This window comes from Ancylobacter polymorphus (assembly GCF_022836935.1).
Lineage (GTDB): Bacteria > Pseudomonadota > Alphaproteobacteria > Rhizobiales > Xanthobacteraceae > Ancylobacter > Ancylobacter polymorphus_A.
Map to the genome: position 1 here is coordinate 4250702 of NZ_CP083239.1, position 13238 is coordinate 4263939.

10 protein-coding genes are annotated in these 13238 nt (G+C 70.3%); 1 reads left to right on the top strand and 9 read right to left on the bottom strand.

Annotation, left to right across the window (positions count from 1 at the left end):
- The first annotated feature begins 4 nt into the window (after positions 1-4).
- Positions 5-1120: an NAD(P)/FAD-dependent oxidoreductase gene (locus K9D25_RS20325; protein WP_244377820.1), complete on the top strand. Its 1116-nt coding sequence runs from the start codon at positions 5-7 to the stop codon at positions 1118-1120.
- On the opposite strand, the gene K9D25_RS20330 is transcribed toward K9D25_RS20325, so the two are convergent.
- The 9 genes from K9D25_RS20330 to K9D25_RS20370 all read right to left on the bottom strand — a co-directional run bounded on the left by K9D25_RS20330 (position 1117) and on the right by K9D25_RS20370 (position 13157).
- Entirely contained in the window at positions 1117-4098 is a 2982-nt protein-coding gene (locus K9D25_RS20330) for a bifunctional [glutamine synthetase] adenylyltransferase/[glutamine synthetase]-adenylyl-L-tyrosine phosphorylase (RefSeq protein ID WP_432207898.1), read from the bottom strand. The two genes, K9D25_RS20325 and K9D25_RS20330, sit on opposite strands and share 4 nt — an antisense overlap.
- A 48-nt stretch (positions 4099-4146) precedes the next feature.
- Positions 4147-5556, bottom strand: coding sequence for a sensor histidine kinase (locus K9D25_RS20335; protein WP_244377822.1), 1410 nt, complete (start codon positions 5554-5556; stop codon positions 4147-4149).
- Positions 5540-6220 carry a response regulator transcription factor gene (locus tag K9D25_RS20340; protein WP_244377824.1) on the bottom strand — a complete coding sequence of 227 codons (681 nt, stop codon included), beginning with the start codon at positions 6218-6220 and terminating at the stop codon, positions 5540-5542. Before K9D25_RS20340 ends, K9D25_RS20335 begins: the two co-directional genes overlap by 17 nt.
- A gap of 268 nt (positions 6221-6488) precedes the next feature.
- Positions 6489-8051, bottom strand: coding sequence for a Do family serine endopeptidase (locus K9D25_RS20345; protein ID WP_244377825.1), 1563 nt, complete (start codon positions 8049-8051; stop codon positions 6489-6491).
- A 92-nt stretch (positions 8052-8143) separates the two neighbouring features.
- A complete protein-coding gene (locus tag K9D25_RS20350; RefSeq protein WP_244450936.1) occupies positions 8144-8644 on the bottom strand; it encodes a cytochrome c-type biogenesis protein in 501 nt (166 codons plus the stop codon).
- A 128-nt stretch (positions 8645-8772) separates the two neighbouring features.
- Complete coding sequence (locus tag K9D25_RS20355) at positions 8773-10773, bottom strand: heme lyase CcmF/NrfE family subunit (RefSeq protein WP_244377826.1); 2001 nt, start codon at positions 10771-10773, stop codon at positions 8773-8775.
- A 160-nt stretch (positions 10774-10933) separates the two neighbouring features.
- A complete protein-coding gene (ccmE, locus tag K9D25_RS20360) occupies positions 10934-11380 on the bottom strand; it encodes a cytochrome c maturation protein CcmE (RefSeq protein WP_244377827.1) in 447 nt (148 codons plus the stop codon).
- 4 nt (positions 11381-11384) lie between these two features.
- Positions 11385-12512, bottom strand: coding sequence for a c-type cytochrome biogenesis protein CcmI (ccmI, locus tag K9D25_RS20365; RefSeq protein ID WP_244377828.1), 1128 nt, complete (start codon positions 12510-12512; stop codon positions 11385-11387).
- A gap of 177 nt (positions 12513-12689) precedes the next feature.
- Positions 12690-13157 (bottom strand): YMGG-like glycine zipper-containing protein, encoded by a 468-nt coding sequence (locus K9D25_RS20370; RefSeq protein WP_244377829.1) that lies wholly within the window; start codon positions 13155-13157, stop codon positions 12690-12692.
- Positions 13158-13238 lie beyond the last annotated feature (81 nt).

The following is a 13238-nucleotide window of genomic DNA, read 5'->3' on the forward strand; positions in this document are numbered from 1 at the left end:
TTGCATGCACAGTCCTGAGGAACATGTCGTCGACTGCGTCGTCGCCGGCGCCGGCGTGGTCGGCCTCGCCATCGCCCGCGCGCTTGCCCTGAAGGGTCATGAGGTCCTGGTGCTGGAGGCGACCGGTCTCGTCGGCTCCGACACCTCCGCGCGCAACAGCGAGGTGATCCATGCCGGCATCTACTACGCGCCCGGCACGCTCAAGGCCCGGCTCTGCGTCGAGGGGCGCGCGGCGCTCTACGCCTATTGCGAGGCGCGCGGCCTGCCGCACCGGCGCGCCGGCAAGCTCATCGTCGCCAGCAGCGCGGCGGAACTCGACAAGCTCGCCGCCATCGACGCTCATGCCCGCGCCTGCGGCGTTACGGATCTCCAGCCGCTGACGGGTTCCGAGGCGCGGGCGCTGGAACCGGCACTGAGGGCGGAGGCGGCCCTGCTCTCGCCCTCCACCGGCATCATCGACAGCCATGCGCTGATGCTGGCCTTGCGCGGCGACCTCGAAGACGCCGGCGGCATGATCGCCTTCAACGCGCCGATCCTCGCCGGCGAAATTACGGCGCAGGGGATAAGCCTCGATGTTGGCGGCGACGAGCCGATGCGCCTCTCCTGTGCCCGCTTCATCAATGCCGCCGGCCATGGCGCGGTGCCGCTCGCCCGCGCGCTCGCCGGCCTTCCCGTCGAAGCGATCCCGCCGGCCTATTTCTGCAAGGGCTCCTATTTCACTCTTTCCGGCCGCGCGCCGTTCACCCGGCTGATCTATCCCGTGCCGGAGCAGGCCGGGCTCGGCGTGCATCTCACCCTCGATCTCGGCGGGCAGGCGCGTTTCGGCCCGGACACCGAATGGATCGACGCGCCGGACTACACGGTCGATCCCGCGCGCGGCGCGGGGTTCTATGCCGCCATCCGCCGCTACTGGCCGGCGCTGCCGGACGGGGCCCTGAACCCCGGCTATGCCGGCATCCGCCCGAAGATCGTGCCCGCCGGCGCCCCGGCGGCGGATTTCCGCATCGACGGGCCGGAGGCGCACGGCGTTGCTGGGCTGGTGCAACTGTTCGGCATCGAATCCCCCGGCCTCACCGCCAGCCTCGCCATCGCCGATCTGGTGGCGGAAAAGCTAGGTTAGGCCCGCTTGCGCCGCCTTTTGGGCTCGGCGCGCAGCAGCCGTTCGAAGGTGGCGCGCACGGCCCGCTGGGTCTCGAACAGATGCGCTTCCAGCGTGGAAAAGTCCGGCATCGCCCCGGCCCGCGCCAGCAGGCGGCGCAGTGCCGGGCTCGCTTCCGCAGGCTTGAACGGCTCGGTGATGGCGAGCCGCAGCACCTGCGTCAGATCGTGCAGCAGCCGGCAGGCATCGGCCAGCACCTGCCCGTCCTGCACGTCGATGAGACCGACCCGCTGCGCGGTCTCGATCACCCGCAGCGTCGAGGTGTCGATGATGCGCGGCTCATGCGCGGCATGGGCGAGCACGAGATACTGGGCGATGAACTCGATATCGACCAGCCCGCCGCGCGCATATTTGAGGTCCCAGGGCTCGTCCTCGCCCTTCTCGTCGGCGATGGCGCCGCGCATGTCGAGGATATCGGCGGCGAGCCGGGCCGGGTCGCGCTCGCGCGCCAGCACATCGCCGATCGCCGCCTCCACCCGGGCACGGAAGGCGGGCGAGGCCGCCACCACGCGGGCGCGGGTCAGCGCCATATGCTCCCAGGTCCAGGCCTCCTCGGCCTGATAAAGCTCGAAACGCGTCAGGCTGGTCGCCACCGGGCCGGAACGGCCGGACGGGCGCAGCCGCAGATCGACCTCATAGAGTTGGCCGGCATTGGTCGGGGTGGTCAGCGCGTTGACGATGCGTTGGGTGAGACGGGCGAAGTACTGACCGCCATAGAGCGGGCGCGGCCCGTCACTGTCGGGGTGCTCCTCATCGAAATCATAGAGCACGATGAGGTCGAGGTCGGAACCCGCGGTCATCTCGCGCCCGCCGAGCTTGCCCATGGCGAGCACCGCCACCTCCGCCTGCGGCAACGTGCCATGCGCGGCGCGGAAGCGGGCGATCACGTCCTCTTCCAGCGAACGGATCAGCACATCGGCGAGGCGGGCGAAGGCCTCCCCGGCGCGGGCGGCGGGCAGCGTGCCGGAGAGGATGCGCACGCTGATCAGCACATGGTGCTCCTGCCGGAAGCGGCGGGCACGGTCGAGCCGGTCCTCCTCGTTCTCGGCCTGGGCGAGATCGGCGGCGAGCCGGGCGGCGAGTTCCGGCTCGTCCGGCAGCGCGCCGAAAAAGGCCGGGTCGAGCAGCGCGTCGAGCAGCGAGGGCCGGTGCGCCAGCATCTCGCCGAGGCGCGGCGCGGTGCCGAGAATGGTGGCGAGCAGGCGCACGAGATCGGGATTGTGGCGCAGCGCCGCCAGCAGCCGCTGCGCGGTCGGCATTTCGCGGAAGAAGCGGTCGGCGGCGTTCAGCCCGGCATCGGGGGCGCCGCCGCGCGCCAGCGCGTCGACCAGCAGCGGCACGATGGCTTCCAGTTCCTCGCGCACGCCCTCCACCCGCAGGGCACGGGGCTCGCCCGCCAGCCAGCCGCGCACCGTGGCGCTGGCGGCCTTGGGGTCGGCATAGCCGAGCCGGTGCAGCGTCGCCAGCGTCTCGCGGTCGTCGGCGCCTTCCGGGAAGTCGAGCCGCCCCTCTACCGCCGCGCGCGGCGGGGCATCCTCGAACAGCTTGGAATAATGGTGCTGCACGCGGGTGAGGCGCTGGGTCAGCGCCTGGGCGAAGCCCTCGCGGTCGGCATAGCCCATGAAGCGGGCGAAGCCGGCCAGCGCCTCCTCGTTCTCCGGCAGGCTGTGGGTCTGCGCATCGCCCACCATCTGCAGCCGGTGCTCCACCCGGCGCAGGAAGTGATAGGCCTCGTCCAGCTCTTCGCGCGCGCCCTCGCCGATCCAGCCGGTCTGCGCCAGCACGGCGAGCGCTTCCAGCGTGCGGGGGGTGCGCAGGCGCGGGTCGCGGCCGCCGGCAATGAGTTGCTGGGTCTGCGCGAAGAACTCGATCTCGCGAATGCCTCCGCGCCCCAGCTTGACGTTGTGGCCCTCGACCGCGATTGCCTCATGGCCGCGAAAGGCGTGAATGTCCTGCTTCATCGCGTGGACATCGGAAATCGCCGCATAGTCCAGCGCCCGGCGCCAGACGAAGGGCGCAAGCTGGCGCAGGAACTCGTGGCCAAGCGCGATATCCCCGGCGATGGGCCGCGCCTTGATATAGGCCGCACGCTCCCAGGTGGCGCCTTCGCGCTCGTAATAGTCAAGCGCGGCGTCCAGCGACAAAGCGGCGGGGGTCGAGGCGGGGTCAGGGCGCAGGCGCAGGTCGACGCGGGCGACGTAACCCTCGCTGGTCCGTTCCTGGATCAGCCGCACCAGCCGCTGGGTCATCCGCACGAAGAACGGCCCGGCTTCCACATCTTTCGCCAGCGGCGCGACTTCGGGATCGTAGAGCACGATCAGGTCGACATCGCTGGAATAGTTCAGCTCGCGGGCGCCATGCTTGCCCATGGCGAGCACGGTGTAGCCGAGGCCCTCGACCCCGGTCTTGCGCAGCTTGCGGCTCCCGACCCCTTCGCGCACCAGATACGCCACCGCCATGGCGATGGCGGCATCGGCGGTCGCGGTCAGTTCGGCGGTGACGGTGGTGAGGTCGAACACCCCGCCAATATCCGCCAGCGCGACGGTAAGCGCGGTCAGCGCCCGCAGCCGCCGCAGCGCCCCCATTACCTCCGCCTCGTCGGAGGAGGCCTCCACCGCCGCCTGCGTGGCGGCGCGGGCCTGCGCCAGCGCGGCGACCGGCTCCGCCTCCAGCAAGGCGAGCAGCCGGGCGGTATCGACGCGGATGAGATCGGTCAGGAAGGGCGAACGCTCCACCACCGCCGCCAGAACGGCACGGGCCTCGTCATGGGCGGCGAGAAGAGCGTCGAGCCGGGCAAGGACAGGCTTGGGCGCTTCAGTGATCGCATCGACAAGCGCTGGTGGCATCCCCTTCGGAACAGGAAAGCCCTCCGCACGCCGCAGCCCCGCTATGAGGCTCCCGGCCGGGGCCGTCTGCGTTCCGCTCTGTCCTGCCGCCATGCCGTCTTCGCCCCCTTTGCCTGTGTGCCCGTCCGCTCCCGGGCCGTCCTACGCCGCCTCCGCCTCATCGCTGAGATCGAGCGGCAGGTCGATAACGACCCGCAGCCCCGGATCGTTGCCCTCCAGCGACAGTGTGCCGCCGTGCAGCCGTACCACCGCTGCCACCAGAGACAAGCCCAGACCGAAGCCGGGCCGCGTCCGGCTCGCTTCCAGCCGCACGAAACGCTCCAGCACGCGCGGGCGATCCGCCTCCGCAATGCCCGGCCCGCGATCGGCAACCACGAGGCGCAGACGGTCGCCGACGCGGCTGGCGCTGAGGTCGAGCTCGCGGCGCTCCCCCGGCGTTTCCGGCGCGCTGTATTTGATGGCGTTGTCGAGAAGGTTGGCGAGCGCCTGGCCGAACAGTTCGCGCACGCCATGCATCGGCAGCGGTCCGGCGATGTCGACCTTCAGCTCCAGCCCGCTCTCATCCGCCACCGGCTCGTACAGCTCGGCCACTCCCGCCGCCGTCTCGGCGAGGTCGAAGCGCAGCATCTTGGCGCTCGCCTGCCCCGCCTCGGCGCGGGCGATCATCAGCAGCGCATCGAAGGTGCGGATCAGCCCGTCCGATTCCTCGATGGTGCGCTCGGTGGCGAGGCGCCATTCGTCGTCGGAGGCGGCGGTGCGCAGCGCGTCTTCGGCGCGATTGCGCAGCCGGGTCAGCGGCGTCTTGAGGTCATGGGCGATGTTGTCCGACACCTGCTTCAGCCCGGCCATCAGCGCCTCGATGCGGTCGAGCATGGCGTTGAGGCTCAGCGCCAGGCGGTCGAACTCGTCGCCCGTGCCGGAAACGGCGAGCCGCCCCGAGAGATCGCCGGCCATGATGCCGTCGGAGATCGCCGTCATCTGGTCGATGCGCTTGAGCACGCGCCGTGTGATGAAAAGCCCGCCCGCCATGCCGAGCACGACCAGCAGCGCCAGTCCCCACACGGCGGGGCCGATGATGATCTGGCGCAGTTCCTCGCGCTCGACCACGTCGCGGCCGATCAGCAGCCGGTACTCGCCGGGCAGGAAAATGACATGCACCAGCGCCCGGCTCGGCGGGGCGGCGGAATCATCGGTGCGGACATAATCGATTTCCCGCCAGCCCTGCTTGTCCAGGAAACTGAGCGGCAGATTCATCATGTTGCCGGCGAGCGGGTCGCCGTTGAAGCTGGTCACCAGCAGCAGCCCGGCATCGGGCGCGCCGGCGCGGCGATTGACGAGATTCACCAGCCGGTTGATGCCGCCGCGCTCGAACTGCGCCTGCATGAAGCGGGTGTCGTTCTCGATCGCCTCCACCGCCTGGCGGGTAACGAGGCGCTGGGTGTGCCAGCCGAGATAGGCGATCACCGATCCGGCGAACAGCGCGAAGATGAAGAGATAGGCCGCGAGCAGCTTGAACGCGGTGGTGCGGATGAGCTTACCGAGCGCCGTCACGAATAATGTACCCCGCGCCGCGAACCGTGTGGAGCAGCGGCGGATCGAACCCCTTGTCGATCTTCGCGCGCAGCCGCGAGACGTGAACGTCGATCACGTTGGTCTGCGGGTCGAAATGATAGTCCCACACGTTTTCCAGCAGCATGGTGCGGGTCACCACCTGCCCGGCGTGGCGCATGAGATATTCCAGCAGGCGGAATTCACGCGGCTGCAGCACGATCTCCTGGCCGGAGCGTGTGCAGCGATGCGCCAGCCGATCGAGTTCGAGATCGGCGACGCGGTACACGGTGTCGGCGGCCTGCGGCCCGCCGCGCCGGGCCAGCGCCTCGACGCGGGCCAGCAGTTCGGTGAAGGCGTAGGGCTTGGGCAGATAGTCGTCGCCGCCGGCGCGCAGGCCGGTCACACGGTCATCCACCTGACCGAGGGCGGAAAGGATGAGCGCCGGCGTCTTGTCGCCGCGCCCGCGCAGATCGGCGATCACCGAGAGCCCGTCGCGCCGGGGCAGCATGCGGTCGACGATGAGCACGTCATAGCCACCGTCGCGGGCGAGAATGAGCCCCTCTTCACCGTCGGCGGCGAGGTCCACGACATGGCCGGCCTCGCGGAATGCCTTGCGCAGGTAGTCGGCGGCGTCGCGGTCGTCCTCGACGATAAGCAGGCGCATGGGGGACTCGTCGGCGTTCTTGCGGGCGGCTCTCCGGAACTCCGCGAGCTCGATGAACGGGCCCTCTCGGCCCCGCGCGGAATCGGAGGCAACGGTACGATTCGAATTCATCTCCATGTACGTCATTTCGCGCCTCGCGCCTATCGTGGCATCCCGCCGGGGGGCCCCTGAAAAAGATGACGCGGGGAATCCTCCCGGACTCCCCGCGCCACCGAACCGGCCGCAGCCCAAGGGGCGACGGAACGAGCCGCAACCGGAACCTTTAGGCTCAGCCCTTCTGGTCGCCCAGAGAGATGGCCACGAACCGCGTGCCCTGCTCGGACTTGACGCGCATCAGCACGGCCTTGCGGTTGTCTTTCTTGGCGGTGGCGAGACCGTCGCGAACTTCGGCGGGGGTCATCACCGGCTTGCCGCCGACATCGAGAATGACGTCGCCCGCCTTGATGCCGCGCTCGGCCGCCGGGCCGTTCGGGTCCACGTCGGTCACCACCACGCCGATGTCACCGGCGCCGGCGACACCCTTGGCCGGGGCGAGCGACAGGCCGAGGCGCGGAATGCCCTTGCCGTCCTCTTCGCCCTGCTCGGCCTTGCCCTTGTCAGCCGAGGCGACATCGGTCGGCAGCTGCTCCAGCGTGACCGGGATGGTCATCGACTTGCCGTCGCGCAGCACGCTCAGCTTCACGGTCACGCCCGGCTTCTTGCGGGCGATCTCGCGCGACATTTCGCGGGAGTCCTTCACGGTCTGGCCGTCGATGGCGGTCACCACGTCGCCGGGCTTGAGGCCGGCCTTCTCGCCGGGTGTGCCGGGCTGAACCTGGGCGATGAGGGCGCCCTCGGCTTCCTTGAGGTTCAGCGCCTCGGCGACCTCGTCGCTGACCGGCTGGATCTGCACGCCGACATAGCCGCGCGCCACCTGGCCGCCTTCCTTCAGCGCCTCCACCACTTCGGAGACGGTCTCGGACGGAATGGCGAAGGCGATGCCGACATTGCCGCCCGAGGGGGAGACGATGGCGGTGTTGACGCCGATCACCTCGCCGTCGAGGCCGAAGGTCGGGCCGCCGGAGTTGCCGCGGTTGATCGGGGCGTCGATCTGGATGAAGTCGTCATACGGGCCCGAGCCGATATCGCGGCCGCGCGCCGAGACGATGCCCGCCGTGACCGTGCCGCCGAGGCCGAACGGGTTGCCGACCGCGACCACCCAGTCGCCGACGCGCGGCGCCTTGCCGGCGAGCTTCACCCAGGGGAAGTCGGACTTGCCGTCCACCTTGAGCAGCGCGACGTCGGTGCGGGGATCGGTGCCGATCACCTTGGCGGTGTAGGTCTTGCCGTCGGTGGTGGTGATGTCGACCTCGGAGGCGCCGTCGACGACATGGTTGTTGGTCACGGCATAGCCGTCGGCGGAGATGAAGAAGCCGGAACCCTGGCCGACGACGCCGCGATGGCCGGGGCCGCGACGCGGACCCATATCCGGGCCGCCGGGGCCACCCGGACCGAAGCCGAAGCGGCGCATGAAGCGCTCGATCTGCGGCGGAATGTTCTGGCCGCCCATGCCCTCTTCGTCATTGGAAGCGAGCTTGTCCTCGTCCTTCTTCACCTTCACGCTGACGACAGCGGGGGAGACCTTCTCGACGATGTCGGCGAAGGAGAAGGTGCCGGCGGGCTGGTTGGTGGTCAGCTGCGCCTGGGCGGGGGTGATGATCTCGGGCAGCACGAAGGCGCCGACGGTGCCGCCGGCCAGAGCCAGGGTGAAGACGCCGGCGAGCAGCCGGGAACGGCTCTTGCGCAGCGTGGAGGCAGGGGTGCGGGTCGTGTTGGGCGCGGTGCGCGACATGTGTCGTTCCTCGTTCGACAAATCACTCTCCCCACCGGGAGCGTTGAACGAGAACCTAGAGACCGTCGCCTTAACGCAGTCTGGCGAGCGGGTTAAACTTTCGTAACGTCGCGTGCGGCGTCGTCGGGCGCTTCCGCCAGCGCGGCGCGCAGCCGCGCCTCCTCCTCAGCCGACAGCGGCACCGTGGCCGGCGCCTCGCTCGCCCCCGCCTGCGCCGCGCGGCGGCGATAGGCGACAATGAGACCGAGCCCGCCGAACACCAGCACCGCGAAGGGCGCCAGCCAGAGGATCACATTCGCCCCGTGCCAGGTCGGGCGCAGCAGCACGAACTCGCCATAGCGGGCGACGAGATAGTCGAGAACCTGCTGGTTGCTCTCGCCCTGGGCGATGCGCTCGCGCACGAGCAGGCGCAGGTCGCGCGCCAGCGGCGCGTCGGAATCGTCGATCGACTGGTTCTGGCACACCATGCAGCGCAGCTCCTTGGAGAGCTCGCGCGCCCGCGCCTCCTGCGCCGGATCGGGCAGCACCTCGTCGGGCTGCACGGCGGCGGCGGGGGTAACGAGGGCGAGGCAGAGCAGCGCGGCGGCGAGCATCGCCCGCCAGCGCGCGCTTCCCTCATGCCCGGGCTTGACCCGGGCACCCAGAAGGCCCGGCACCACGCGGCTGGATCCCCGGGTCAGGCCCGGGGATGAGGGACCGAAAAGGCGTGCACGCATCGCCCTCACTCCGCCGGCACCGGCGACGCGCCGTCCGCCTTGGGCTTCGGTTTCTTCGCCGGCTTCGGCGCCCCGACGCGCAGGCGCCGGTCACTGAGCGAGAGCGCGCCGCCCAGCGCCATGATGATGGAGCCGATCCAGATCAGCGTCACATAGGGCTTCCAATAGGCGCGCACGCCCACCCCGCCGCCGGGCAGTTCATCCCCGAGGCTGACATAGAGCTGGCTGAAGCCGAAGGTGCGGATGCCCGATTCCGTCGTCGGCATGTTGCGGGCGGTGAACAGGCGCTTCGAGGATTCGATGGTGCCGATATCGACCCCGCCACGGCGGATGGTGAACACGCCCACGAGATCGCGGTAATTCGGCCCGTTGCGCGGCTCCAGCCGGTCGAGGGTCAGCTCATAGCCGCCGACATCGAACCGCCCGCCGACCTTCACCCCGGTGATGCGCTCGGCGTTCCAGCTGGTTTCGGCGATGATGCCGAACAGGCAGACGCCGACGCCGGCATGGGCCAGCGCCGCGCCGAACACCGAACGCGGCAGGCCGCGCAGCCGGGCGAAGGCGGTCGCCCGCGGCACCCGGCCGAAGCCGGCGCGCTCGGTCACTTCCGCCACCGCGCCGATCACCACGAAGGCGGCGAGCCCCATGCCGAAGGGCGCCAGCAGCGGGCCGCCGCCCTGCGCATAGGCCGCCAGCGCGGCGATGACGATGGCCGCGCCGAACGCCGCCATCAGCCGCTGGGCGGCGCCGGCGAGATCGCCGCGCTTCCAGGCCAGCAGCGGCCCGAACGGCATGGCGAAGGCGACGGGGAGCATGAGCGCGCCGACGGTGAGGTTGAAATAGGGCGGACCCACCGTGATCTTGGCGCCATTATAGGCCTCCAGCGCCAGCGGGTAGAGCGTGCCGACCAGCACCGCGGCGGCAGCGGCGGTGAGCAGAAGATTGTTGAGCACCAGCGCGCCCTCGCGCGACACCGGCGCGAACAGCCCGCCCTGCCGCAGCATCGGTGCGCGCAGCGCATAGAGCGCCAAAGAGCCGCCGATGAAGAAGACGAGGATGGCGAGGATGAACACGCCGCGCGAGGGATCGGTGGCGAAGGCATGCACCGAGGTCAGCACGCCCGAGCGCACGAGGAAGGTGCCGAGCAGCGACAGCGAGAAGGCGAGGATGGCGAGCAGCACCGTCCACACTTTCAGCGCGTCGCGCTTTTCCATCACCACGGCGGAATGGATCAGCGCCGTGCCGGCGAACCACGGCATCAGCGAGGCGTTCTCCACCGGGTCCCAGAACCACCAGCCGCCCCAGCCGAGCTCGTAATAGGCCCAGTAGGACCCCATGGCGATGCCGAGCGTCAGGAAGGCCCAAGCGGTCAGCGCCCAGGGCCGCACCCAGCGCGCCCAGGCGGCGTCGATCCGCCCCTCGATCAGCGCGGCGACGGCGAAGGCGAAGGTGATGGAGAAACCGACATAGCCGAGATAAAGCAGCGGCGGATGGATGGCGAGGCCGATATCCTGCAGGATCGGGTTGAGGTCCTGCCCCTCCGCCGGCGGGGGCACCACCCTTATGAACGGGTTGGAGGTGAGCAGGATGAACAGCAGGAACGCCACCGCCACCGCGCCCTGCACGCCCAGCACATTGGCCTTCAGCCGCGCCGGCAGATTGCCGCCGAACAGCGCCACCAGCGCCGCGAACAGCGCCAGCACCAGCACCCAGAGCAGCATCGAGCCCTCATGGTTCCCCCATGTGCCGGTGATGCGGTAGAGCAGCGGCTTGGCCGAGTGCGAGTTCTCGACCACGTTGAGCACCGAGAAATCGGACTGCACATAGGCCACGACAAGCGTGGCGAAGGACAGGCCGACAAAGCCGGCCAGCACCAGCGCGAGGGTCGAACCGACCCGCATCAGCGCCGCGTCACCGGTACGCGCGCCCCAGATCGGGATCGCCGTCATCAGGATGGCGACGGCGAGCGAGAGCACCAGCGCGTAATGGCCGATTTCCGGGTTCATGGGCGGTTGTCCCAACAAGCATCCTTCGAGGCCGCGTCGCGGCACCTCAGGATGACGGCGCACCGAGAACGAAAACGAGAGAGAACCACGTCATCCTGAGGTGCTCGGGCAAGGCCCGCGTCTCGAAGGATGGTTATCGCGAAGCGGCGGGGGCCCTCGCTCACTGCGTCGCCTCCCCTTCCTTCCACACGCCCTGCTTCTTCAGCGCGTCGGCGACTTCCTTCGGCATATAGGTCTCGTCATGCTTGGCCAGCACGCTGTCGGCGGCAAAGCTGCCATCGGGCGCGATGACGCCCTCGGCGATCACCCCCTGCCCCTCGCGAAAAAGATCGGGCAGCAGGCCGACATAGGCGACGCTCATATCCGCGCCATGGTCGGTGATGACGAAGCGCACATGCGTGCCGTCCGTATGCTGCACGCTGCCATCCTTCACCAGCCCGCCGAGCCGCAGCCGCGTGCCGGGCTGCGTGCCCTCGGCGGCGATCTCGCTCGGGGTACGGAAGAACACGATGGTGTCGTTGAGCGCGAACAGCACCAGCCCGGCGGACAAGGCAAGCACGGCGGCGGCGCCGGAAATGACCAGGAGGCGGCGTTTCTTGCGGGTCATGGCGTCAGCTCTCCAGCCCCAGTTCGCGCGCCAGCGCGTCGATGCGGCCAAGCGCCGCCGTGTCGCTGGCGAAATGGGTGCGGGCCTGGCCGGCGGCAGTCTTCGCCTTGTCCTGCTGGCCGAGCACGGTCCAGGCGCGCATCAGCCGCAGCCAGCCCTCGATATCGTCGCCCTGCTGCGCCAGCCGGGCCTCCAACCGCTCGACCATGCCGCGCACCATGGCCTCGCGCTGCTCCGGCGTCAGGCTTTCCGCCGCCGCCACATCGGCGGCACCGGGGCCGGGGCCGGCGGCGACCGGGACCGGCGCGCCGATGCGGGCCAGCGCCTCGCGCAGCAGGCCGAGCCACGGCGCATCGGGCGGGGACTGGGCGACCAGCGCGCTCCAGCGCGCCGCCGCCTGCTCTTTCTGCCCGTCCTGCTCGGCGGCGAGGCCGAGGAAATACTGTGCCTTGGGGTCTTGCGGATCGGCCGCCAGCGCCGCCTCGAACGCCGCCTTGGCCTCGGCGGTCACCACCCCGCCGGCCTGCGCGGTCAGCGCCTCGCCGAGGCCGGTCTCGCGCTGGGCGCTGGGACCGAGCAGACGGATGGCATTGGCCCAGGCGCGGGCGGCATCGTCGAGCCGGCCGATGCGGGCATAGATCGGCGCCACCACCTCATAGCCGCGCCCGTCATTCGGGTTGGCTTCGAGATGGCTTTCCACCTTGCGGATGAGAATGGCGATGTCGGAAGGGTTGGGCTGCGCCTCCAGCCGCTGCGCCAGCGGCTGCGGCGGGTAGAGCGGCGAGCCCAGGGAAAGATACAGCCCGCCGGCCAGCAGCGGCACGCCGAGCAGTGCCACCACGGCGACGACGCGCCGGCGGCGGCCTTCGCCCGAGGCTTCCCCCTCGCTCGCCCGCTCGGCGGTGGCGCGCAGAATGCGCCGGGCGACTTCGGTGCGGGCGGCCTCGCCCTCGGCGGGGGCGATGAGGCCGGCGGCGCGGTCGCGCTCGATTTCCGCCAACTGGTCGCGATAGACCGCGAGATCGGCCTCGGCCGTGCTGGCGGCGGGCCCCGCCGCGCCCGTGCGCAACGGCCACAGCACCGCCAGAATGGCGGCGCCGGTCATCAGCGAAAAGGCGATCCACAGCAACATTAGCGTTCCTCTAATGCGCTGAGGTAGCCGACCCGACGCCCGGCGCCAATCCGTAACACCCTCAGTCGGATCGCCGCAGGCTCACAGTCCCGCGAGGGTGCGGGCCTGTGCGGGCCCGCTTTGGCCGCGAGGATGCGGACCCCCGAGGCCCCCGCCTGCGTCACCCCGCCGCGCGGATCAGCCCGCCACGGGCGACCAGGTGCCGTCCGGGTTGCGGCAGGCGGTGCCGCGCGCGGTCTGCGGCTGGCCGTTGATATAGATGGTGTGGGTGAACTCGCGGCACTTGGGCGAGCCGCCGCGCGCATAGGCGGGGCCGGGCACGATGGTGCCATAGGCGCCGCTGTCGCCGCGCCAGCTCACCGGCGCGCCGGGATTGCCATATTCCAGTGCCTGCATTTCCGCCTGCTGCGCCCGCTGCCGGTCCGCCTGGTCGAGCGCATTGCCGATCGAGCCGCCGATCAGGCCACCCACCGCCGCGCCGACCAGCGTGCTGGCGGTGCTGTGGCCGACCACCTGGCCGATAATGCCGCCCGCCACCGCGCCAACGGCCGCGCCGCCCACGGTGTTCGGGTTTTCCTGCGCGGTGCTGCAGCCCGCGAGGGCGCCGGCGACAAGGCCCACGGCGACGAATTGGTATGCGCGCATGAAATTACATCCTCCAGCTTCGGCACGGCGCCTGTCGCACCAAGGATGAGAGGAATAGGGCGAAAGCGCGGCCCCGTCACC

Coding starts and splice junctions, on each gene's coding strand:
- K9D25_RS20325 (WP_244377820.1), top strand. CDS start 5: ATGCACAGTCCTGAGGAACATGTCGTCGACTGCGTCGTCGCCGGCGCC.
- K9D25_RS20330 (WP_432207898.1), bottom strand. CDS start 4,098: ATGGCGGCAGGACAGAGCGGAACGCAGACGGCCCCGGCCGGGAGCCTC.
- K9D25_RS20340 (WP_244377824.1), bottom strand. CDS start 6,220: ATGCGCCTGCTTATCGTCGAGGACGACCGCGACGCCGCCGACTACCTG.
- K9D25_RS20345 (WP_244377825.1), bottom strand. CDS start 8,051: ATGTCGCGCACCGCGCCCAACACGACCCGCACCCCTGCCTCCACGCTG.
- K9D25_RS20350 (WP_244450936.1), bottom strand. CDS start 8,644: ATGCTCGCCGCCGCGCTGCTCTGCCTCGCCCTCGTTACCCCCGCCGCC.
- K9D25_RS20355 (WP_244377826.1), bottom strand. CDS start 10,773: ATGAACCCGGAAATCGGCCATTACGCGCTGGTGCTCTCGCTCGCCGTC.
- ccmE (WP_244377827.1), bottom strand. CDS start 11,380: ATGACCCGCAAGAAACGCCGCCTCCTGGTCATTTCCGGCGCCGCCGCC.
- ccmI (WP_244377828.1), bottom strand. CDS start 12,512: ATGTTGCTGTGGATCGCCTTTTCGCTGATGACCGGCGCCGCCATTCTG.
- K9D25_RS20370 (WP_244377829.1), bottom strand. CDS start 13,157: ATGCGCGCATACCAATTCGTCGCCGTGGGCCTTGTCGCCGGCGCCCTC.